The sequence below is a fragment of the Bacteroides neonati genome, from assembly GCF_000499785.1.
GTDB lineage: Bacteria > Bacteroidota > Bacteroidia > Bacteroidales > Bacteroidaceae > Bacteroides > Bacteroides neonati.
In genome coordinates this window covers 49,249-72,140 of the sequence record NZ_HG726027.1, presented here as the reverse complement: position 1 = coordinate 72,140, position 22,892 = coordinate 49,249, and the positions used below count along the sequence as shown (strand labels likewise).

The window sequence follows — 22,892 nt, the reverse complement described above, 5'->3', positions numbered from 1 at the left end:
CATATGGCTAACTTTTATTTAGATACCCCGGAACTCAAGCATCACTTGAACCATCCGTTGATGAAAAGAATTGTTGAGCTTAAAGAGCGCAACTATACCGACAAAGATACTTTCGAATATGCACCCATCGACTTCGAAGATGCAATGGACAGCTACGACAAAGTATTGGAAATTGTAGGTGAAATCTGTGGAGACATCATTGCTCCCAACTCCGAAGAGGTAGATCATGAAGGTCCTCAGGTTATTAATAACCGAGTGAAATATGCCGGCGGAACAGCAGCCAATCTCGAAGCTACGACGAAAGCCGGGCTGATGGGTATGGCTATGCCACGTCGCTACGGTGGATTGAATTTCCCCATTGTACCTTATATCATGGCTGCCGATATTGTAAGCCGTAGCGATGCCGGGTTTGAGAACCTTTGGGGATTGCAGGATTGTGCCGAAACCATCTACGAATTTGCCAACGAAGACCAGAAGCAACGCTACATCACCCGTGTATGTCAAGGCGATACCATGTCGATGGACTTGACCGAACCCGATGCAGGTTCGGATCTGCAAGCAGTGATGTTGAAAGCAACCTATAGCGAAAAAGACCAGTGCTGGTACCTGAACGGCGTGAAGCGTTTCATCACCAATGGCGACGCCGACATTCACCTTGTACTGGCTCGCTCGGAAGAAGGAACACACGACGGACGTGGCCTATCAATGTTCATCTACGACAAGCGCAACGGTGGTGTCAATGTACGCCGCATCGAAAACAAGATGGGTATCAAAGGCTCCCCTACCTGCGAGTTGGTATACAAAAATGCCAAAGCCGAGCTTTGTGGCGATCGTAAGTTGGGTCTTATCAAATACGTAATGGCGTTGATGAACGGTGCTCGTTTGGGTATTGCTGCTCAATCGGTAGGTATCTCTCAGGCTGCTTACAATGAGGCATTGGCTTATGCCAAAGACCGCAAACAGTTCGGCAAAGCCATCATAGACTTTCCTGCCGTAGCCGAGATTTTATCGGTGATGAAAGCCAAATTGGATGCTACCCGTGCTTTGCTATATGAAACTGCCCGCTTTGTCGATGTATACAAAGCACTCGACGACGTAGCCAAAGAACGCAAGCTGACTCCCGAAGAGCGTACCGAACAGAAGGTATTCTCGAAACTGGCCGATAGTTTCACACCACTGGCCAAAGGTATTGGCAGTGAATTTGCCAATCAGAACGCCTATGACTGTATTCAGATTCACGGTGGTTCGGGCTTCATGAAAGATTATGCCTGCGAACGCATTTATCGTGATGCACGTATTACTTCCATCTACGAAGGTACTACTCAGTTGCAAGTAGTAGCTGCCATCCGTTACGTGACGAATGGTGCTTACCTGGCACGCATTAAAGAGTACGAGGCCATGCCGGTAGCTCCCGAATTCGAAGGTTTACAGAACCGTTTGAAAGAGATGGCGGCCAAATATGCGGCTTGTGTAACTCAAATCACCGAAGCAAAAGACCAAGAGTTGCTCGACTTCTGTGCCCGTAGATTGGTAGAAATGGCTGCTTACACGATCATGGGACACCTGATGGTACAAGACGCTTCGAAGAGCGATCTATTCTCAGAATCGGCACAAGTATATGTGCGTTATGCCGAAGCCGAAGTAGAAAAACATATCAACTTTATCCGCAAGTTCGATAAGGACGATCTGGCTTATTACAGAAAGTAACCGCATAAAATAATAATGATATTAAAAAAGAGAACTCTGGAATTCCAAAGTTCTCTTTTTTAATATCATTTATAACAGAAATACCTGTTTCAATACCCAATTAATGTCAAAAAGTTTGGCAATATCACTGCTTTTCACGAATATTGCACTAAAATTGAAGAAATAAAAGTCACAATTAAAACTGAACACAAAATTTCAACAAATAATCTAATCAAAAGAAAAGCAAATGATGCGAAAACTTACATTAAGTCTGGTATTATGCAGTATGGTTAGTCTGTGTTTTGCACAGAAAAAACCATTGGATGGATTTAACTATGCCTCCATCACCAGTCCAACAGGAAACGAGTGGGAGTCTCCCCAAAGCCTGGCTCTCAACAAAGAGCAACCTCGAGCTTGGTTCTTTAGCTTCCAAGATGCAGCAAGTGCACGAAAAGTGTTGCCCGAAAACAGTAAATACTGGCTTTCACTAAACGGTAACTGGAAATTTAATTGGGCTCCCGATCCCGATTCACGTCCCAAAGATTTTTATCAAACCACATTCGACGTTTCAAACTGGGATAACATCCCCGTTCCTTCCAGTTGGAACATTTACGGCATTCAGAAAGACGGTAGTCTGAAGTATGGTGTGCCTATTTACGTCAACCAACCGGTCATCTTTCAACATAAGGTGCAAGTAGACGATTGGCGTGGAGGGGTGATGCGTACCCCACCAACAAACTGGACCACCTACAAGCATCGCAACGAAGTAGGTTCCTACCGTCGTGACTTCGATATTCCACAAGATTGGGACGGACGTGAAGTCTTTATCAGCTTCGACGGTGTCGACTCGTTCTTCTATTTATGGATCAACGGTCAATACGTTGGCTTCTCGAAAAACTCGCGCAATACAGCCAATTTCAATATTACCCCGTATCTGCAAAAAGGAAAAAATACCATCGCTGCCGAGGTATATCGCAGTTCGGATGCCTCTTTCCTCGAAGCGCAAGATATGTTCCGCCTGCCGGGTATCTTCCGTACCGTGGCTCTTTACAGCACACCCAAAGTACAAGTGAGTGATTTGGTAGTCATCCCCGACTTGGACGAAACATATACCAATGGTTCGCTTGCCATCACTGCCGACGTCCGCAACTTCGGCAAGAAAGCAGCCAAGGGATACCGAATCGATTACACTCTGTATGCCAATAAACTGTATTCGGACGAGAACACACCTGTAACCAATGCCGTAGCTTCGGCCAGTGTTCAGTTGGTAAACCCGAAAATGACAGTAACAACAGAGAAAACGATAGTGAATGTACAGGCTCCCCATAAATGGTCGGCCGAATATCCTTACCTTTATACACTGCTAGCTGAGCTAAAAGATAAGAAAGGAAGAACCTTGGAAGCTGTTTCGACTACCGTGGGTTTCCGCAAGGTAGAAATCAAAGATACACCTGCCTCGGCAGATGAATTCGGATTGGCAGGTCGTTATTATTATGTAAATGGCAAAACAGTAAAACTCAAAGGAGTCAACCGCCATGAAACCAATCCGGGAGTAGGCCATGCCATTACACGAGAGATGATGGAGAAAGAAGTCATGCTGATGAAGCGTGCCAACATCAATCACGTACGTAACTCACACTACCCCGATGATCCGTATTGGTATTACCTATGCAATAAATACGGGCTTTATCTGGAAGATGAAGCCAACATCGAATCGCATCAATACTACTACGGTGCAGCTTCGTTGTCACACCCCATTGAGTGGAAAGAGGCACACGTAGCTCGTGTGATGGAGATGGTTCATGCCAATGTAAACAATCCATCGATTGTAATCTGGTCGTTGGGCAACGAAGCAGGTCCGGGCAAGAACTTCGTAGCTGCCTACGATGCATTGAAAGCCTTTGATACCTCGCGCCCTGTTCAGTACGAACGCAACAACGATATCGTCGACATGGGTTCTAATCAGTATCCATCGATCGGTTGGATGCGTGGTGCAGTCAAAGGTGGCTATAACATCAAATATCCTTTCCACGTTTCGGAATACGCACACTCTATGGGTAATGCTTGTGGCAATCTGGTCGATTATTGGGAAGCCATCGAGTCAACGAACTTCTTCTGCGGAGGGGCTATTTGGGACTGGGTAGACCAAGCCATGTACAACTACGACAAGAAAACCGGCGAACGCTACCTAGCGTATGGAGGTGATTTTGGTGATACTCCAAACGACGGACAGTTCGTTATGAACGGTATTGTGTTTGCCGATCTGGAACCCAAACCTCAATATTACGAGGTCAAAAAAGTATATCAACACATTGCCGTCAAAGCAATCGATGTACAGAAAGGTTTGTTCGAGGTATTTAATAAATACTATTTCAAAGACCTTTCGGAGTATGAGGTAAGATGGGCACTATACGAAAACGGCAAAGAGGTGCAAGCGGGAATCGCTCCTATTAATAAGGTTGCTCCACGCCAACGCACCACCATCAGCCTCCCCTATTCATTCGGTCAATTAAAGAACGAATCAGAATATTTCGTTAAAGTTCAATTCTTATTGAAAGAGAATATGCCATGGGCAGACAAACAGTTTGCACAGGCAGAGGAGCAAATACTTATCAAAGAGGCAAGCGATCGTCCTTCAATCAGCACGGTGAGCGGTTCCAAAGCAGAAGTAACCACGAGCAACGATTTAGTGACCATCAAAGGCAACGGATCTGAGGCCACATTCGATAAGAAGACAGGAACCATCTATCGCCTGACATACGGCAATGAAACCATCATCAGTGACGGTAATGGTCCGAAGCTCGATGCGTTGCGTGCATTTACCAATAACGATAACTGGTTCTACTCTCCATGGTTCGAAAATGGATTGCACAACCTGAAGCACGTAGCCACAGGATACAGCATGATGACCAAAGAAGATGGCACCGTTGTTCTCTCTTTCAGCGTAGAGTCTCAGGCTCCCAACGCTGCCAAAATACTGGGCGGAACCAGCAGTGGTAAAAGCAGTATTCAGGAGTTGACGGACAAGAAATTCGGCAATGCCGACTTTAAGTTCACCACCAACCAAGTATGGACAGTCTACAAAGACGGCTCTATTGAACTTCAATCAAGCATCACCTCCAACCAACCGAGCCTTGTATTGCCTCGCCTGGGATATGTGATGCGCGTGCCTCAACAATACGAGAACTTCACATACTACGGACGCGGCCCTATCGACAACTATGCCGACCGTAAGACCGGACAGTTCATTGAGCAGCATAAAAACACAGTGACGGGAGAGTTTGTGAACTTCCCCAAGCCACAAGATATGGCTAATCATGAAGATGTGCGCTGGTGTGCACTGACCAATAAAGCCGGCAACGGAGCTGTATTCGTAGCCACCGACCGTTTATCAGTTTCGGCACTCCCCTACTCTGCGCTCGACCTGATCTTGGCTTCGCACCCTTACCAGTTACCCGCCGTAGGCGATACGTATCTGCATCTGGATGCTGCTGTAACCGGATTGGGAGGCAATAGCTGCGGACAAGGCGGACCATTGGAACAAGACCGTGTATTTGCCAACCACCACAACATGGGCTTTATCATCCGTCCGGCAACGAAAGACCTTGCTGCTACAGCCAACGTAGCTCCTGCCGGAGAGATGCCGCTTTCCATCACTCGCAACCGTGCCGGAGCCGTATCGATTACGTCGCCCAAGGCAGGTGCCGTCATCTGTTATACGATAGACAAGAGCAAGATGAAAACATACGATGCTCCCATCGCTTTACGCAACGGTGGCACAATCACTGCCTGGTTCAAAGATGCACCCTATATCAAAGCAAATATTACTTTCGAAAAGATAGAGAGTATTCAAACAGAGGTTATCTATGCCAGCAGCGAAGAGTCGGACGGAGGAGAAGCGAAGAACCTGACAGATGGTGATCCGAATACCATTTGGCACACGATGTTCTCCGTAACCGTAGCCAAACATCCCCACTGGGTCGATCTGGATGCAGGAGAAGTGAAGAGCATCAAAGGCTTCACCTATCTGCCCCGTCAGAACAGCAGCAATGGTAATGTAAAAGACTATACCATCCACATCAGCCAAGATGGCAAAGAGTGGGGTGAACCGATAGCCAAAGGCACTTTCAAAGGAGACTTGAAAGAGAAGAAAGTCGTATTCGACCAACCGGTTAAAGCGCGTTACATCCGCTTCACTGCTTTGAGCGAACAACGCGGACAAGACTATGCTTCGGGTGCTGAAATTACCATTCTGGCAGAATAATTCTTAGTAAGCTCAACACATAGTTTACCCAATAGTTAAGCCTTCGTATTCTTGATACAAGATCCTAACGATCAAATCAAGAATACGAAGGCTTAACTTATATTGCCCGACAACTGTTTACTATCAAAAGCAGTCTTGGCGGTCACTTATCTGTCTTGGAACCCGGTTGCAGTTTCAAACACTCCATTCGATATGGTTTCTCCGCTCTTTACAGACATCAAAGACAACACGGAGTTATCATTGGCTCTGTTAGCATCAAAAGCGACTACTTTATCTCCGGTAGATGTTATTTTAAACCAAATAGTTCGGGCATTTTGATAGGTTGATGGTATGGATGATGAAATTCCGGTATATGACCTTAAATAAAGATCATTGGTACTTTCAAAACAGACATACAACGGATTAGTATCAGATAGTACTGCCCCATTAAGGCGTGTTGACGGAGGGATAGAAAAACGAAGATTAAACGTTTCCCAATATGCAACCGCCGACAATGACACCGGTGTATCTGAATTTTTGATGGTCAATACCGGACGATTTTCATATCCCGGAACATTGCTGCCAAAAGTAAACTTTCCCGGAATTACATTCTTAGCAAAGTAATCTTTGAAGTTGGCACTTGATATTTTAATCGTTTCCGCTTCTCCGACCGGCAAGTCTTTGTTAAGAATAAAGCTCGCCGTTTTAACGCCTCCGGATGATACGGACATCTTATACTCATTGGCAATTCCCGTTGATACCATACCACTTCCTACAGCGGGTGTAAGATACTGGGTATTGAAATACACATCACCTCCACCTGCTATATAGCGCGTACCTGCCTCATCAACTGATAAGGTGATATTTGCCGCACTTCCTGCTGTTTTTCCCGAAACATCAACCGATACATCTTTAAACTCGCCTAGTAAAGTCGTTCGCCTAACGGTTATTGCAGCAAACCGATCACCATCTATGCGTACGTACCCGCTACTCTCCGGCTGCTTTGTCTTAAATGATATCCGTTGATTGCCTGTCGTATTGGTGGTGTAGATGTATACTCCCAACTCTTCATCCCAAACACAATCCAAACCGGTAGCCGTTGAAACATATGCCAAATAATCCGTATGGATACGTATATGATATGGCAGTGTGTTATCCGCCACCACGGGGATATCAAAGGTCAATTGTACCGGCTCATCTTTCAGTTTGAAAACCGGATTAGGATTAAAGCTTACGTTGCTTAACGCAGGAATACTGGCCGACCTCAGGTTAATTGTTACATCATTGAAGTAATCGGAAGTAAGAATGACATCTTCATTAGAGGAAGTCGTAGAACTGACAAGATAGATCGTATGTGTATGAGGTACGTCATTTGCATCGTTGCCCTTGTACGGAGCCATATATACATACCGGAATGTATTATTTGGCAGAGGATCTATCGAAAGCGCATCAACTCCCATCTTGGTAGGATCGGGTGATAGCTTTTTGGAATAGACATATACCGGTAGAGGAAATACGGCCGGCGAAATGTCAGGTGGGAAAGCAAAGGTAATCGTAACGGGTTGTCCCACCATATTAGCCACTACGCAGTCGGTAGATCCGTTGTTCGGTGTCGATGACACATTAACAAAATTCATAGGCTTTCTTAGACGCACGGTAATTCTACGAGATAGATTACTGTTATTGGCCGCTACAATAAAGGTTGCCTGATAGATATCGTTATTCACCGGAATAGCAGCAGTACGAGCCGAAATAACTCCATTTTGAGTATCGGTAAACGAACCGTCTGCTATCACCTTCATTGCCGCATCTTGCTCCAGCGTAACGGTCACTTTACTATTGTCTACCGTACCTGTAGAAACATCGTAGTAAGAATAGTTTATCTGAAAGTCCTGACCCGGCTTTACAAACGAGAAAACAGTCTTTTCGACCTGGAGTACATACGTACCATCTGATACAGAGGTGTACTCGGCAACCTGAATGGCTGCATTGATATTGTTCGATGCCGGATTATCAATAGCCTCCTGTAAGGTTGGATATCCCTCCATCGCCACATTGTTCACCTGTATAATATAGTGATAGTTACGTTCAATATCTAACAGTTCTTTGGCCGCATGACTATCGACAAGATCTATCTTATAGTACGACACCCGTGTGCTATTACTCGGAATGGAAGTTTTTTGATAATATCCTTTTAAAATTACATAAGTTTGGTCGCGAGCCGTAGAATTCTTTCGTTCATATATGTTTTTTGCAACAGACTGGCTACCGATAGAACCATTCTGTGCAGATACAAAATCACTTTCGTCGGTAATAGAGACAGTATGCCCATCCAAAGCCTCCGTTATGGCACCTTTTATAAAGCTATAGTGCGAAGTCGAATACGGAGCAACCGTACCTCGATTCAGGTAACCACCCACTGCAAATGAAACATCAGTCAGATAACTATTCTCCACCGGTTCGTTGGTTAGGTTCGTCACAGTAATTTTGGCTATATTTCTGAGTAAACTCACATCGTCTTTCAGGGTTATAGTACTGTTCTTTGCTCCAACTAATCCGCCGGGCAACTCAATACGTTGCCAATAAGCCACAGTACCGCTCGTTACGCTAAGCGTGTTCATGACCTCGGCTTCGCTCTTACCCACATTGCCTGCATCCGGAAAGCTCGTCCAATCATAGTTAGCAACAAAATGGAGAATAAGCAATTCGCCCTCTTTAGTGGTAGGAATGCTTCCGAATTTATAATTTGCCGTTGTCGTCGTACTCGAAACAAGCTCTCCGTTATGCTTGGACAGATATAGCCCGTTCTTGTCAAAGACTAACACATACAAAGACGACAACTCGTCGGTAATACCCGCTCTTGTTTTCGCTACCACAGGTGCAGGAATATCAAGATGCACCATCAGCTCCGATCTACCGTTGCTATATGGAACATCGACATCGAATGTCTGGCACCCCAATAGTACGAGTGCAGAAAGTATAACTAATATAATTTTATTTTTCATTTTCATTCAAATTAATCTCTCCATACATCGCGTACACAACGTACAGAATTGCTCTGTTGCGGTTGATTGATTCGTATGGCATTCTCCTCATTGGGTTCGCCCAATATGATTGAAGAGCCGTACTCTGCCGTCCACCAACCAAAATCGGCTCCGCCTGTTGTCTTGGATTGGAACAACTCCTTAATTGCACTATTCGGATCGAGTTGAATGCGGCGTACCAGTTTGAGTTCTGAGAGCGTGGGCATACGCCATGATCCGGCAGCATATTGCGACTCCCGATAAGTGGCACATCGCTGCTGGGCTACCTCCCAAGACTTTGTCGAAAGCGTGATACCACGCTGCGTAGCAATAACAAATTGCGGAGATACCATCTTGTTATGAAGCATATCCGTCTGCGTCTGAAAATACGGAGACACCACACTCCAATCGCTTAGATTTTGACCTGTGACCACCGCATCTCTATTATCAATGCTACCACTCGTACTACCCTTATGATTTAATGGATTAGTGGGATCTCCGATCGTCATTCCATTGTGTTCATCTTCGATATCGAGCGAAGTGACGTGTACGGTGAAGAAATTAAAATTCTTCTGTGGAATAATGTCTGCTACATTGCCATTGGGATTATTGCTCCCTGCATCGGGAAGCGTTCCGCTTGGCGTGGTATATGAACCTGCCAACCAGATTCTCTCTCCGTTTATATCTTGGTATGCTCTATTGGCGGGAATAATACCCCGGTCGTCCGGATTAACCACCTGATTAGCATATCCTCCATAAGAGTACGAAGCGGTAACGTATATTTTAGGATAAATCGTAAGCGACACATTGGCAGACAATCCTGTTCCATTGGTTACCGTAGCCTTAATATACAACGGAACGTAGTTGATAGGAATCATTGACTGAAAAGTGAAATACGTTCTATCTCCAATCTTCGATTCCGTGACTGTTGGATATTGCGGATCTCCACTTGTATATATTCTTTCATTGATTCCACCATCGGTATCATACTCATTGCAATATACTTTGGTCATCGTTACGGTTATGGGGTGTTTGGACGACTTATATTCCCACACATTGGCATAACGATTGTAAATCTCTACGTTTGGGTTATAGACAAACAAGAAATGATATTCGAGAATCGAAACTTCCACCTTTTTTGTCGACCAATCTAATAAATCAAAATTAGCCGAAACATCTACTGCCTCTGCCGGATCAAGACCACCCAAACGAGTTACATTGACCGCAAACTGGTATACATAGTTGCGCCTTATTTTATCTCTGTTGGCAGCTACATCTCCTGTTGCCCGAATATACGAGAAAGGTATTCGATAATAATAGGTTTTCGTTATCCCATCGGTTCGCTTGCGCCAATCAATGGCTATCAAGAGGTATGTCTCGTTACCGCTATCGGTTGCCCAGTTATTGGCGTAAGTGTAAATCGGATTCCGGGCATCAATCGAAAAAGAGTTTGCAGCATCATTATTGGCAATCAGTGTTTTGGTTGCCGATTTATAGTCTCCTTCTTGGGCAGCATACAGATATTCACTGCCAAGTTTCGTTTGATCTAAATAATTGACCACCATCACGCGAGCCTCCATAGGAGTATATCCGGTTATCTTCGCACCCGTAATATCTACCACTACTTTGGCTGCTGCACGTCTAAGACTAACCTTACCCAAGTTTGACGGCGGATTAGCTGCATTGAATGTAACATCGAGCTCTTCACTATCCATCAGGAAGTCAACCGGAGGAGTATTCAAATTAAACTTTTTAGCATCAACATTATTCATGGAAAGTTGCTTTATACCATCGAGCGTTTTGCCCTCGAGCAAAGTTCTTTCCAACTGGCAATTTGCCAACACATAGACCTTACAGGCACCCGTGCTATATAGTGTTTCCATCACATCCTCGGGCACTCTGACAGTTACTTTATCATTATCAATCGTAATTTGGCTTGTATCGGGATAAAAAACTACGTTTCCACCGGTAGCGTCAAAAAAGAAAATATCGATACGATTAATCACCTTCTCATTGTCAAGCATATCATCCGCTGCACGAGTAGCCCTTGTTGCCTCGGCAGGTGCAGATGAGTTGAAGATAGTGAATGTGATTACATTTTTGGTTTGCGGATGCAAATCAGTTACCGGTTCTTCTACGCAAGAATTCAGTAAAACCACACATAGTGCTATATAGAATAATGATATACGTTTCATTGGCTTAATTTGGATTTTGTTTGATAATAAACCGGTTACCTTCTCCTACCGTACCGTTGTTGGTCAAATCTAATTCAACGGTTTCAAAACCGTTGAAGACAGTGATATAAAACTCGGTTGTCACATCATTGGTAGACACCACGGTGCGGGGCCTGACTTTTATTCGTTTTACAACCCCCTCTTCGGTAACTCCACTGCGTACTCCATTGTTATGTAAGTCAAAGTCAAAATCACGGATATTGGTCAGTTGAGCCGTCCACGTTGCTCCGGGAGGGAAACTGAGTGTAAACTCATACGTTACCGATGTGTTGTTTGACACCTCGATGATCCGGTCATTCATAGATGTACCGTATTCCCAAGCACCCGTAAAAGTAACAGCACCTACTTCAAAACTTCCATCACCCGCACTTTGCCATTTAAGCACTTCATACTCGACGATGATTGGTGTTATCAATTCAGCCGACTTTGTTATGGTGGCTGTGATATTATAATGACAATTTCGCGTAAGGCTATAATCGGCCGCATTCCATCCTAATACCGGAACTGTATAGACAACCTCGCGTGCTGTTCCGCCCAACTTAGTATAATCGGCAGTAATGACCAATGTTGCCGCATTGTTGGCAGAGGCAGGTGTCGATAAGATATATTCGGGCACAATGTAGTCGCTGAATAGTAGTTGACTCTCACCATTGGTCGAAAATGATATCCGCGGACCGCTAAAAGGCAGTTGAGTTTGCAGCACCCCCGTATATGCCATTGAAGAGGTCAGATAACTATCCGCAGGAATATTGATCAACTCAACCTTTTTAATAGTGAATACGTCTGTGGGTACAGCCGTCTCTTTTTTAATGGCAAACGAGATTTTTGCTGCCACTCTCTTCAACTCCACATTGACTATGGGAGGCGATACCCAGGTAGTACCCCCATTGACCGATACCTCCGCCTGCTGTGAATCGGAAGCCAACGGGCGAAGCATGATGTCTACCGATTGGTATAAAACCAATTGGCTCTCCATTGCAGGAGTGACTACCTGTATGGCATTCAAGTCCGACAGTTTGCCGGCGGCATCGAATGAAGCCGTCATTGCTGCCGTTTCATTGGCTACTACACAGATTTTATACCCACCTTGTTGAAGTTTGAACACATAATCGCCCGACTGAGTGTTAATCAACCTGTTCTCTACTATTATATTCCCCCAATTCGGGTTTACGATTAAGATTCTGAGCGAACTGATTGTTACCCCTTCCTCCGTATCTCCGATAAGGGCTTTCGTGCTGATTCTGAAAGCCATTTTCGTATTGCCGCCAGTGTGTTGCTGAACTTCCTCCTTCGTACAGCCAAGAAGATACATCAGCACCCATACAAAAGCCAAAAGCAGAGATGGTACATATAAGATTTTTCTCATAATTATTGTAATAACAGTTTCTAAACCTCAGGAATCACCGGGGTAATTTCCCATCCTTTGACAAATACAGTCACATTCAGATCGGTATCTATCTTTATTTCTATCGGATGTTCATATTCGCGGTCGAAGTCCGCCTGATTATTGTAGATATAATTTCCGCGTACATCTTTCGCCTGCATCAAGGTATTGACTATATCAATCGGTTTGCCCGGAAACTTTTTCAGTGTAACAGGATCTTCGATGGTCAGATACATGGGTTGTGCCGTATGCTTTTCGACATCTATTCGCAACATCTTTATATCAACCATTATCCGGTTTGCTTCCAACTGCTCGGTATGTGGCACATATCGGATAGAGCGTGCCCACTCGCCGATTGAATTATCAAGTTTGTATCGACCGTTTACCGCTGTAACCCATACGTTAAGTGGCAACGAAGCGTTGGTTCTTTGCGATGCAGCGAGTATGTTCTCGTAACCGGTAATGGTTACTTTGAGCACGTTCGTATTCTTAATCAGATCGATCTTCTCTTCTGTAACCGTACCATTCTTAACAATGACCTCTTTCATTGTATATTTGCTGGTAATCTCGTTTCGAGTACCACATGCACCATACCACAAATCATCAATTTCGGTAACCGTCGGTACAATATCTTCGGGCAGATCCGGTGCCAAATTGTATCTGATGAACATTCGAAAATCTTCCATCCGAGTCTGCCCGATGATTACCCCTTCAGAATAATCATGTGTCATCGGATTGTTCATATGAGCATGAAAGAACGTGCTCTCCGTATCTTTTGCACTACCTCCCCATGCCACCACTTTATACTTACCGGGTGCAACATCCAGTTGCATCATGTAATCCTCAGGCAGCGCTCCCACGAGATTGGCTTTTGTTACAGTTCTGAGCTGACCGTTTTGCATATAACTGTACTCAATGGTTCTACTATCATCCAACGCATAGAGCTGCAACACCCCCTGTTCATCGAACAGATAAACACGTACCCGGTTAACTTCCTCGCCAAACAGGCTACCGCCATTATTGTGAAGCGTAAAGCTAAACTTAAGCCTGAGTCCCGAAAAACAATCATCCGTATTCTCTTTGGTACAGCCACTTACCAGAGTAACCAATACAAATAGAATGAGAGATAGGAAGTGCTTTTTAAAAAACATAATTCAATTTTATTATCTTATTACTATTTTCCGGTAGCACAGACTACGGAAGTACAGGAGTTACCTGAATGATGGTCCATTTATTGACCGTTACATTGGCTACCAAGTCATAATAAACGGTGTTATCATAAGGCTCATCACCGATCTTATCGTAAGTAAGAGCAAGTGCTCCCAAATCTACGTCATAAATCTTTCCTTTTTCGACAGCTAAATCACCTGCCGTTACCGAACCGTAGGTAAACTTCTGAATGGTAACAAAACCTGTATGAGAAGCCTTAGCAGCACCATCTACACTTGTGTTATAGGTTATTTTTACAATCACGTGGGGTTTGCTTCTATCGAAAATCTGATAACCGAAACCGGTACCGCTATCTTGCATTGAGAATAACGCACCTCCGGTTTGAAACTCACCGGTATCTTCCCAATCATTCGTTCCATTTCCACGAGGTGATACTAAAATATCATTGCTGACAACATTGTTGATGAACACGTTTTGAACCACAACATCGGAGACTGTGATTACACTTGTTCCCACTGTTTTTTCCTCACCGGTCGGTGTACCTTTTACCTGCACACGCCCCAGTTCGGGAGTAATACTTACATTCGCATTCAAAAGGATATGTGAGTCTGCATTAATGCCGCTTTGAACAATAGGAGCTTCGCCATAGTAAGGTACATTCAAAAAACCTCCGTTTGCTTGGTCTTTTTGCCATAGGTTAATGTTTTTTTGAGCTGTAGCAAGTGCAGGCAGCACTTGGGGAGCTACAGAGGTTAAAGTACCCCAGCCATTACCCACAGTTACTCCATATATGGTAACTTTACCACCAATAAGATTTGCATTATCCGTTTTCTCGATCAGCTCAACATTGATCGTAGTAGCATCTAACCCTGAGGATATCAACTTCTCCGTAACATAACTACCACTTTTGTCTGTTACCACAAGTAGCATGGAGCCTAATTCAGGGGCTGCCGTTACATTGGCATCACCACCCCTTGTAAATGGAGACATATCTATTTTTACTGAAAGACTTGATTTTCCACCAAGATTAGCGTTATCGTATTCTTCTTTCGAACAAGACATGATTGTCAAGGCCACAAGAGCCATTAAAAGAATTTTCTTCATCGTTTTGTTTTTAAATTATTCACTATTTATTTTATCTATTCTCTCTATTTATTGATTCAATTTCGTAGCTATTTGCTCTCTTGCGGGTTAGCTCTTCCTTATTCTGCTTTGCCGCTGCCAGCCCCATGACTGAAGCTTTATCAAGCAATATCTCGGCCTCATCGTAATTGCCACGAAGCATTTGCAACACACCGGCAGCATTGTAATATTCGGCAGAGCCCGTTCTTCCCTTTACCTTCGACAGATACCGTTGGGCTGAAGGCACATCTTTGCGGGCAAGTGCTGCTGATGCTGCATTTACGTTGGCCGTAACATCATCAGGAAATAATCTGACTGCAGTTTCGAATAGGTCGATAAACTCCCGAGAGCCTTCCTTATACGTATTTGCCAACAAAAATATTTCATTCAGGCTGAGGTTCTGAGGACGTCTTTTCATCACCTCTTTCGCCTGTTCTATATCGAAATTCCGAACCTCGAAATCAATCTTACATATCGCTTTACGCAACGAAGGAAAAATTTCTTTGAGCATATATCGGTATGGCACCCCACCCTGCAAATCCATCAATGCCTTTTTACGACTACTCTTTTGAGCATAATTTATTTCGGCCGGAATAGTATCTATGATTGCCAACACCTGATCACGATATGGCAATGAAGAGCTTTCTACACGCTCACGCAACCCACTCCAATTCTCGCCTCCAAAAACAACTTTATATAAATCTCTCGGATAATCGAATCTTGTAGAGAGATACTCGGCCAATGCATTTGCACGTCCCTCAGAGAGCCGTCTGTTAGCCTCAAGAGTCCCCTCGGGCGAGGCATAACCCATTACATTGATTGCACGCAAGGTGATGTCTTTATCTCTTTTCACCTCAGCTATCAAGTCGGTAATTTTCTTCAATTCACGCGGATTATTCATATAGTCGGGACGAATATCCACCCTGTTTACAACGAAGTCTAAGAATGCTTCGCCTATAACTTCGCGATGCTTAACCGTTTCGACAGCCGGTTGAACATACGCTAAATGAGGAGTGATGCTATATGCCTCCAACACCCGAACCTTCTCCAACGTTATCAGGTTTACCAATTGAGATACACCCATACGGCGCGGAGCATTGCCACAGCCACACAAATCCTCGTACATATCCAGTTTGGCTTGAGCCATCCATGGTTCATACTTGATTGCCACCTGATAGGCTATCTGTTTATTGTTTGTAGATTTGAATCCCTCCAAAACAACATAAGGCGGGTTCTTCTCATAATCATCCCTTTCGCGTTTGCTCATCAGGGCAAGCTCCCGCCGATAAACATTGTAATTCTCTCGTCCCTTGACCATTACTTCCGGAAGATTGAGCCTCTTATCAGGTGCAACCAACGTAGGAATAAGGCTGATCGAACGGCGCGAATCAACATTAATTCCCGCAATATCGAAATTCAATTTTACATAAACAGAATCTCCCTTTTGCTCCAAAGAGAGCGGTGTGATATGCATCTTTCCGGCATACTCCTTTTGCTGTGCAAAGACGCCAGTAGCCCCCAATATAAAAATGACAGATATAAATACTAATTTCATGTTTTGCAGTTATTTAATAATGTATACCAATGAGATACCTGCCTTTGTAGGGCCGAAGTAGTTTTTTACGTCAGCCCCCATCTTTTCTCCACATTTCACACAATCGTACTTATCATAGTGCAAACGTGCATACCCCATCCCTATGGTAGCTTCAAGCCCCCATCGCTTGCCCAAAAAGAAATTGTAACCGTAAGAGATGCCACCACCATAGCCATAGCCCTGATAACGATAATTCTTTGATCCCTTCTCCAGAAGCAACGGCAATTCGTGTCCGGCAATATTAAATTGCGTACCCAAGGCGTGCACACCAAAGAAATGTCCGGTAAACCTCTGGCACAACCAATGGCGATACTCCACCTGGCCGAGCCAATGAACTAGTTTTTTATTATTGGCTGTGCTCCCATTGAGGTTCCACGGGTTATATCCTACTCCGATATCGAGAGTACTTGCTTTGGCTAAACGAATCTCCAACCCCATATTAGGAGTGGCAGTATACGCCCCATATAGCAAATTTGTTTTTACGGCCACCTGCTGGCTCTTGCCGGATATGGTAACGCAAAACACTAAAAATAATAGTGCAAAAATCTTCTTCATATTCATTTAGCTAGTTATTACCTTGCATCCCATTGCACACTCCTCACATCCTCCCCTATGCATTTGGCAGGCATAGAGTGGAATATACAGGTTTCCGAGAATTCCCGGCGAGTATTGAAGCATCATCTTAGCAAAAACGCCACATAGCTTATAATAAGCTCTCTTATTATATTGACAGCATACCTTCATGCGATCAATCAGCCATTGGCACCATTCATGCACACGTTCATCAAAAGGCACCAAATCGGAATAAGGAGCATGAAAGCTTTCTGTGAAAAGTTTCATATATTTAAACATCTTTGCAAGAGGTATATACTCCATAATTACCGTATTCTTATCGCAGGTACATTGTTGCAACTGATCCTTATCAAACGCCAGCATTTTGCCGACTCTTACCGGATAAACGGCTCCTCTAAAATAACAACGAACAGAACCTTGCAATACCAATAGAAATGTATATTGCCCCTCAGCCAATAAGTTTACCTCTCCAGCCTTTTCGTATGCTGAAAACACAAGTGAACCTTTTCCGAGCTTATCACGTCCATTCATTAACGAGATATAATCCATAATTTCAAGTCGTTTAGTTAGTTATATACATATATGACTAATTATGAATGCAAAGTTACAGGGTATTAAGGCATTCCACACAATAATCAGTGTGGTATAATTCTTGCAAAATATGGAATAAAACAAAATTTATTTAGCTAAAAGAATATTTTTTTGCTACTATTTACAAGAATAAACTGTCTTTTTGGTTTCATTAAAGAATTCATGTGAGTTACCATACGAGTACTTTTGACCGGTATGGTATGAGGAAAGAAAGAGAAAAGAAAAAGCGATTATGATACCTTCTTTTTAGAGCGGCCTCTCAACTCGCTGGGCGATGCTCCAAACATCGTTTTGCAATATCTATTGAAATGTGAAGCATCAGAAAAATTAAATTCGCGCATAATATTAGCAATGGATTGATCTCTTGCCAAAATAGCATGCAGAACATGCTTTGATTTTTGGTTAATCATCCACTGATAAGGACTCGTGCCGAAGAGGGTTTTAAACTTTCGATTGAAAGCACTCAACGACAAGCCCGATAGGTGAACAAACTCTTGGACTCCTTTTACGGTGCGATAGTTCTTCATAACAAATAACTGAAAACCATCTCGATTCTTTATCTCGGGCATAAAGAAGCGAGTCAGCTCATTAACCGAGTAATATGCACGTATCAAAATAGCCAGTTCATTTTCCTTAATATAATGAAAAACGGGACAAGTACCCCCATCGTTAAGGTAAGAAAGTATTGAGTTTAGAAAGCCAATTAAAGCTGGCTTAATGGGCAACCCGGTAAATTCCGGTTCCAAACCTTTTACATAGTCCAGATGCTCAACCCCGGATTCTCTCATACAAATATCTCCCTGAGGTGTTGTACGGAGGATAATAGCAGAAGAATCTTCTATTATCTTCCAGGTACAATCGGCAGCTATCGGTAAAAAACACATTTCATGTGATTGAAACAACACATCATGAAATTCATTACAAGAAACAAGAGCCTGTCCGGATAATATAAAAACCAACAAAGGAACATCATAATTTTCAAATATAATATTTTCGCCAGCTTTGCTTTCTATATACTTAAAGAGTTCTATCTTGGGCTCTTTACAATTAATACATTGAGAATTCTCCTCATGATACAATTTACTTCCCATCTCATTTTACCTTTTCTCTAAATCAAAAAACGTATCTATACGCTATATACCTTGATATTTGTTTGCAAAAGTAATTTATCCCCCTTGTATCTTCTACAGTCAAGATTTGAATAAAACATCCAATTTCTGGAATAAAAGGAAAAGGCATCAATACTCTCAAGCGAACAGTCTATTCACTTGAGCGCATCATGAAGCAGCAATTGCTTACGAAGCATACTCATTTCGTGCCGCATTAATTCTATCCGTTGCAACAAATGTCGGATGGCATCAATTCCTTCAATGTTAATCGATAGGTCATAATACATCCGACTATACTTCTCTAAATCAGGAAGCTGAGACACCATCAGGCAACGTTCATTTTCCTCTATTTGCGTTTCGATCAAACCCGCATCTTCTAGTAATTCAATGAATGAGGGTTCGATATGGCATTTGTAGCAGTATTCACTGACAATAATAAATTCGGTCTGCATAGCTTTCACTCTTTTTTAGTTCATACTTTGTAACTCCCTAAACAACTCTTTCTGTCGTTCACTCAGATTGGTTGGAATCTTAACCGTATAGGTCACAATCAAATCGCCAGCTTCGCCCTCTTTCTTATATACGGGGAAACCTTTTCCTTTGAGTTTAACCTTGGTACCGTTCTGTGTTTCGGGTTTTACTTTCAATTTCACATCTCCATTCAATGTCTGTACCATTTGTTCTCCTCCCAATACAGCGGTATAGAGATCAAGCGGTATATCAATATGCAAATTATCGCCAAAGCGTTTAAATACGGGATCATCGGCTATAACGAACGTGATATACAAGTCGCCGGCAGGCCCACCGTTGACTCCTTCACTACCGTATCCTTTCAACTTAATCACCTGCCCATCGGCTACACCGGCCGGAATGGTTATACGTACATTCTTGCCATTTACCGTCAGTACCTGCTTGTGCGTATGAGCTGCATCGCGAAGCGAAAGATGCAATTCTGCATTAAAATCCTGACCGCGGAAAGCAGCCGTACGACCACCTCCTCCACGACGTTGTCCGAACATGGACTCAAAGAAATCAGAGAAATCTTCGCCCGAGCCACCACCATAGAATCCCTGCCCGCCTTGTCCGGCCGAGTAAGACTGTTGTCGCGACTGCTTCTGCGCTTCAAATTCATCGGCATGCTTCCAATGCTCGCCATATTCATCGTACTTCTTACGCTTCTCGGGGTCACTAAGCACTTCGTTGGCTTCATTTATTTCTTGAAACAAATCTTTAGCCTTGGGATCATTCGGATTTAAGTCCGGATGGTGCTTCCGAGCCAACTTACGATAAGCTTTCTTGATATCATCTTGTGAGGCTTTCTTATCCACACCAAGAATCTGGTAATAATCTATATATGCCATTCTCTTCTCTATTATTAGTAAACAGATAACAAATTAATCTTGTCTTTAGATTCTGATTTTAGCACAATTTATTAAATGCCACCGATATAACTCTAAATATTTGTAAACGACATATAATATCAGCTAATTAGTAACGATAATAGTTCGGAAAGTAAATAGAATGCGCTTCCTTTGTAAAAGAAGAACTTAACACATTTGTTCAACCTTAATTTCTATACCCCATGATTAAATACAATGGTTGGCTGTTTTTTTTCATATTCATTTTCAGCGCGTTGAATAGCAGAGCAGACGAATGGATACGTATCAATCAATTGGGCTATCTGCCCCAATCAAAAAAAGTAGCAGTGTTCATGAGCGAAACCCCTATCGACATGCAGGAGTTTGCTCTGATCGATGTTTTTACGGGAGAAACCAAACGTACCTTTCGCACCCTTCGAGCGGGTGGTAGCATCGGAAAGATGTTATGTACGTATCGACTAAACTTCAGCGATTTTGAAGAACCCGGCACCTACTGTATCAAGGCCGGAAATACTGTTTCGCCACACTTCCCCATCAACCATCGGGTCTATCACGGCACTGCCGACTTCTTACTCCATTATATGCGTCAGCAACGTTGTGGCTATAACCCGTTTCTCAAAGACAGTTGCCACACACACGATGGATACATTGTTTATCACCCTACTAAAACCGGACAACACATTGATGTACGCGGTGGTTGGCACGATGCAACCGATTATTTGCAATACACCACCACAACAGCCAATGCAATCTATCAACTCCTGTTCGCCTATCAGCAAAATCCCGAAGCTTTTGCCGATGCATATAATGCCGACGGACACCAAGGAGCCAATGGTATCCCCGATATCATAGACGAAGCCAAATGGGGGCTCGATTGGCTGAACCGAATGAACCCGGCTAAGGGAGAGTTATACAACCAGATTGCCGATGATCGAGATCATGCAGGAATGCGTTTGCCCAATAAAGACCTCGTAGATTATGGCTACGGTCCGGGCAAAGGCCGGCCGGTTTACTTCTGCAGCGGCGAACCGCAAGTAAGAGGCACTTATATGAACGCCACCACCGGTGTGGCAAGCACAGCCGGCAAGTTTGCCTCTTGCTTTGCTCTAGGTGCCGAGGTACTCAAACCTTTCTATCCCGGGTTTGCACAAGAAATCGGAGCCAAAGCCGATGATGCTTACCAGGAAGGAGTCAAGAAACCGGGTGCCTGCCAAACCGCTTCAGTAAAATCGCCCTATATTTATGAAGAAGACAATTGGACAGATGATATGGAATTGGGAGCCATAGAGCTATACCGCACCACTAAAAACACGAACTATTTAACCCAAGCCATCGAATATGGCCGACGTGAACCAGTCACCCCATGGATGGGAGCCGATAGTGCCCGCCATTATCAATGGTATCCGTTTATGAACATGGGACACTACCGATTGGCGCAAACCGATAATCAACGGCTCAGTAACGAATTCATCCGTAATATGCGAAGCGGCATACAACGAACCTACGAAAAAGCCGTGGCAAGCCCTTTTCTACACGGCATACCTTATATATGGTGCTCGAATAACTTAACAACCGCCATGCTTACTCAATGCCGTCTGTATCGCGAAACAACGGGCGACTCTACCTACGAAGAGATGGAGGCTGCTTTGCGCGATTGGCTTTTTGGTTGTAATCCGTGGGGAACGAGCATGGTGGTAGAATTGCCCCTATCGGGCGACTATCCGATACAGCCTCACTCATCTTTACTGAATGCAGGGGTGGGCAACACAACAGGCGGATTGGTCGATGGCCCCGTATACCGAAGTATTTTTGAGAACCTACGTGGTGTAAACATGGATGGTATTCCCGGCAGACCGGGAGAAGACTATAAGCGTTTTCAGCCCGACCAGATGGTTTATCACGATGCCATCAGTGATTATTCGACCAACGAACCAACCATGGATGGTACTGCCTGCCTGACCTATTATCTGTCATCACTCCAAAAAGAGGGTATGAAGCAGGCTAATGGTGAGCCCGATCGTAATATCTATCAGGACGGAGGTATCATCCGAACCGATCCTTCGAAGAAGCAAATCACATTGGTATTCACCGCAGCCGACAAAGCCGACGGAGCAGATCCCATTCTTCGCATATTAAAGAAGCACGGCATCAAAGGCGGCTTCTTCTTTACCGGAGAGTTTTACGAACGTTTTCCACAGGTAATACAACGGTTAAAAGCCGACGGACATTATGTAGGCGGACATAGCTACGGACATTTGCTATATGCCGCATGGGAAAACCGGGACTCGTTACTGGTTACACGCGAAGCTTTTGAGAAAGACTTACTGAAAAGCTACGAAACCATGCGAAAAGCCGGCATCGCCTATAAAGACGCATCGGTGTATATACCTCCATACGAATACTACAATAAGCAAATAGCTGCATGGGCACGCAATATGGGCGTACAGGTAATCAATTTCACACCGGGCACACTGACCAATGCCGACTATACCACTCCCGACATGAAAAACTACCGAAGCAACCGGGAGATTTACAACAAAGTAATGGAAGTAGAGGCACGGGAGGGCTTGAATGGGCACATCATGCTGATACATTTTGGTACGGCAGACAGCCGAACAGATAAGTTTTATGATAAACCCATGGAGAAGCTGATAAAGACGTTGAAAAAGAAGGGGTATACGTTTGTCTTTCCTTTTTAACAGTGTTAATCATTCTCTGTTCTCCTAACTACCCGCTCAGCAAAAGTATATAGTTTTGGTATCAAAAAGTACGTACTCTTTGATA

At 43.8% G+C, this 22,892-nt stretch carries 14 protein-coding genes; 3 read left to right on the top strand and 11 right to left on the bottom strand.

Annotation, left to right across the window (positions count from 1 at the left end; genetic code table 11):
* The first annotated feature begins 3 nt into the window (after positions 1 to 3).
* Together TY03_RS18940 and TY03_RS18935 are read left to right on the top strand one after the other, a co-directional pair.
* Positions 4 to 1,707 carry an acyl-CoA dehydrogenase family protein gene (locus TY03_RS18940; RefSeq protein ID WP_042372845.1) on the top strand — a complete coding sequence of 568 codons (1,704 nt, stop codon included), beginning with the start codon at positions 4 to 6 and terminating at the stop codon, positions 1,705 to 1,707.
* 265 nt (positions 1,708 to 1,972) lie between these two features.
* Positions 1,973 to 5,950 carry a glycoside hydrolase family 2 TIM barrel-domain containing protein gene (locus tag TY03_RS18935; protein ID WP_449374814.1) on the top strand — a complete coding sequence of 1,326 codons (3,978 nt, stop codon included), beginning with the start codon at positions 1,973 to 1,975 and terminating at the stop codon, positions 5,948 to 5,950.
* Between the two features lie 146 nt (positions 5,951 to 6,096).
* Here the strand turns inward: TY03_RS18935 and TY03_RS18930 are convergent, their stop codons facing one another.
* The 11 genes from TY03_RS18930 to TY03_RS18880 form a co-directional block, all read right to left on the bottom strand.
* The gene (locus tag TY03_RS18930) at positions 6,097 to 8,934 is read right to left on the bottom strand and encodes a hypothetical protein (protein ID WP_042372844.1); all 2,838 of its coding nucleotides are present in this window, start codon (positions 8,932 to 8,934) and stop codon (positions 6,097 to 6,099) included.
* 11 nt (positions 8,935 to 8,945) lie between these two features.
* A complete protein-coding gene (fimD, locus tag TY03_RS18925) occupies positions 8,946 to 11,147 on the bottom strand; it encodes a fimbrial tip adhesin FimD (protein WP_042372842.1) in 2,202 nt (733 codons plus the stop codon).
* A 4-nt stretch (positions 11,148 to 11,151) separates the two neighbouring features.
* A complete protein-coding gene (locus TY03_RS18920; RefSeq protein ID WP_148335724.1) occupies positions 11,152 to 12,552 on the bottom strand; it encodes a DUF4906 domain-containing protein in 1,401 nt (466 codons plus the stop codon).
* 20 nt (positions 12,553 to 12,572) lie between these two features.
* Entirely contained in the window at positions 12,573 to 13,721 is a 1,149-nt protein-coding gene (locus tag TY03_RS18915; protein ID WP_042372838.1) for a FimB/Mfa2 family fimbrial subunit, read from the bottom strand.
* A gap of 43 nt (positions 13,722 to 13,764) precedes the next feature.
* Positions 13,765 to 14,844, bottom strand: a complete 1,080-nt coding sequence (locus TY03_RS18910; protein WP_148335723.1) for a hypothetical protein — start codon at positions 14,842 to 14,844, stop codon at positions 13,765 to 13,767.
* Positions 14,845 to 14,875: 31 nt separating this feature from the next.
* The gene (locus tag TY03_RS18905) at positions 14,876 to 16,417 is read right to left on the bottom strand and encodes a DUF3868 domain-containing protein (RefSeq protein ID WP_042372835.1); all 1,542 of its coding nucleotides are present in this window, start codon (positions 16,415 to 16,417) and stop codon (positions 14,876 to 14,878) included.
* A gap of 9 nt (positions 16,418 to 16,426) precedes the next feature.
* Entirely contained in the window at positions 16,427 to 17,017 is a 591-nt protein-coding gene (locus tag TY03_RS18900; protein WP_081713131.1) for a DUF3575 domain-containing protein, read from the bottom strand.
* Entirely contained in the window at positions 17,018 to 17,578 is a 561-nt protein-coding gene (locus TY03_RS18895; protein ID WP_042372833.1) for a hypothetical protein, read from the bottom strand.
* 272 nt (positions 17,579 to 17,850) lie between these two features.
* The gene (locus TY03_RS21640; protein ID WP_052332561.1) at positions 17,851 to 18,711 is read right to left on the bottom strand and encodes a helix-turn-helix domain-containing protein; all 861 of its coding nucleotides are present in this window, start codon (positions 18,709 to 18,711) and stop codon (positions 17,851 to 17,853) included.
* Between the two features lie 173 nt (positions 18,712 to 18,884).
* Positions 18,885 to 19,181 (bottom strand): chaperone modulator CbpM, encoded by a 297-nt coding sequence (locus tag TY03_RS18885; protein ID WP_042372831.1) that lies wholly within the window; start codon positions 19,179 to 19,181, stop codon positions 18,885 to 18,887.
* A 15-nt stretch (positions 19,182 to 19,196) separates the two neighbouring features.
* Positions 19,197 to 20,090 (bottom strand): DnaJ C-terminal domain-containing protein, encoded by an 894-nt coding sequence (locus TY03_RS18880; protein WP_042372829.1) that lies wholly within the window; start codon positions 20,088 to 20,090, stop codon positions 19,197 to 19,199.
* 224 nt (positions 20,091 to 20,314) lie between these two features.
* Between TY03_RS18880 and TY03_RS18875 the strand changes: the two genes are divergently transcribed.
* Positions 20,315 to 22,807 carry a glycoside hydrolase family 9 protein gene (locus TY03_RS18875; RefSeq protein ID WP_042373063.1) on the top strand — a complete coding sequence of 831 codons (2,493 nt, stop codon included), beginning with the start codon at positions 20,315 to 20,317 and terminating at the stop codon, positions 22,805 to 22,807.
* Positions 22,808 to 22,892 lie beyond the last annotated feature (85 nt).

Excerpts from the sequence above, each read along its gene's own strand:
- TY03_RS18940 (WP_042372845.1), top strand. The coding sequence starts at position 4 with ATGGCTAACTTTTATTTAGATACCCCGGAACTCAAGCATCACTTGAAC.
- TY03_RS18935 (WP_449374814.1), top strand. The coding sequence starts at position 1,973 with ATGGTTAGTCTGTGTTTTGCACAGAAAAAACCATTGGATGGATTTAAC.
- TY03_RS18930 (WP_042372844.1), bottom strand. The coding sequence starts at position 8,934 with ATGAAAAATAAAATTATATTAGTTATACTTTCTGCACTCGTACTATTG.
- fimD (WP_042372842.1), bottom strand. The coding sequence starts at position 11,147 with ATGAAACGTATATCATTATTCTATATAGCACTATGTGTGGTTTTACTG.
- TY03_RS18920 (WP_148335724.1), bottom strand. The coding sequence starts at position 12,552 with ATGAGAAAAATCTTATATGTACCATCTCTGCTTTTGGCTTTTGTATGG.
- TY03_RS18915 (WP_042372838.1), bottom strand. The coding sequence starts at position 13,721 with ATGTTTTTTAAAAAGCACTTCCTATCTCTCATTCTATTTGTATTGGTT.
- TY03_RS18910 (WP_148335723.1), bottom strand. The coding sequence starts at position 14,844 with ATGAAGAAAATTCTTTTAATGGCTCTTGTGGCCTTGACAATCATGTCT.
- TY03_RS18905 (WP_042372835.1), bottom strand. The coding sequence starts at position 16,417 with ATGAAATTAGTATTTATATCTGTCATTTTTATATTGGGGGCTACTGGC.
- TY03_RS18900 (WP_081713131.1), bottom strand. The coding sequence starts at position 17,017 with ATGAATATGAAGAAGATTTTTGCACTATTATTTTTAGTGTTTTGCGTT.
- TY03_RS18895 (WP_042372833.1), bottom strand. The coding sequence starts at position 17,578 with ATGGATTATATCTCGTTAATGAATGGACGTGATAAGCTCGGAAAAGGT.
- TY03_RS21640 (WP_052332561.1), bottom strand. The coding sequence starts at position 18,711 with ATGGGAAGTAAATTGTATCATGAGGAGAATTCTCAATGTATTAATTGT.
- TY03_RS18885 (WP_042372831.1), bottom strand. The coding sequence starts at position 19,181 with ATGCAGACCGAATTTATTATTGTCAGTGAATACTGCTACAAATGCCAT.
- TY03_RS18880 (WP_042372829.1), bottom strand. The coding sequence starts at position 20,090 with ATGGCATATATAGATTATTACCAGATTCTTGGTGTGGATAAGAAAGCC.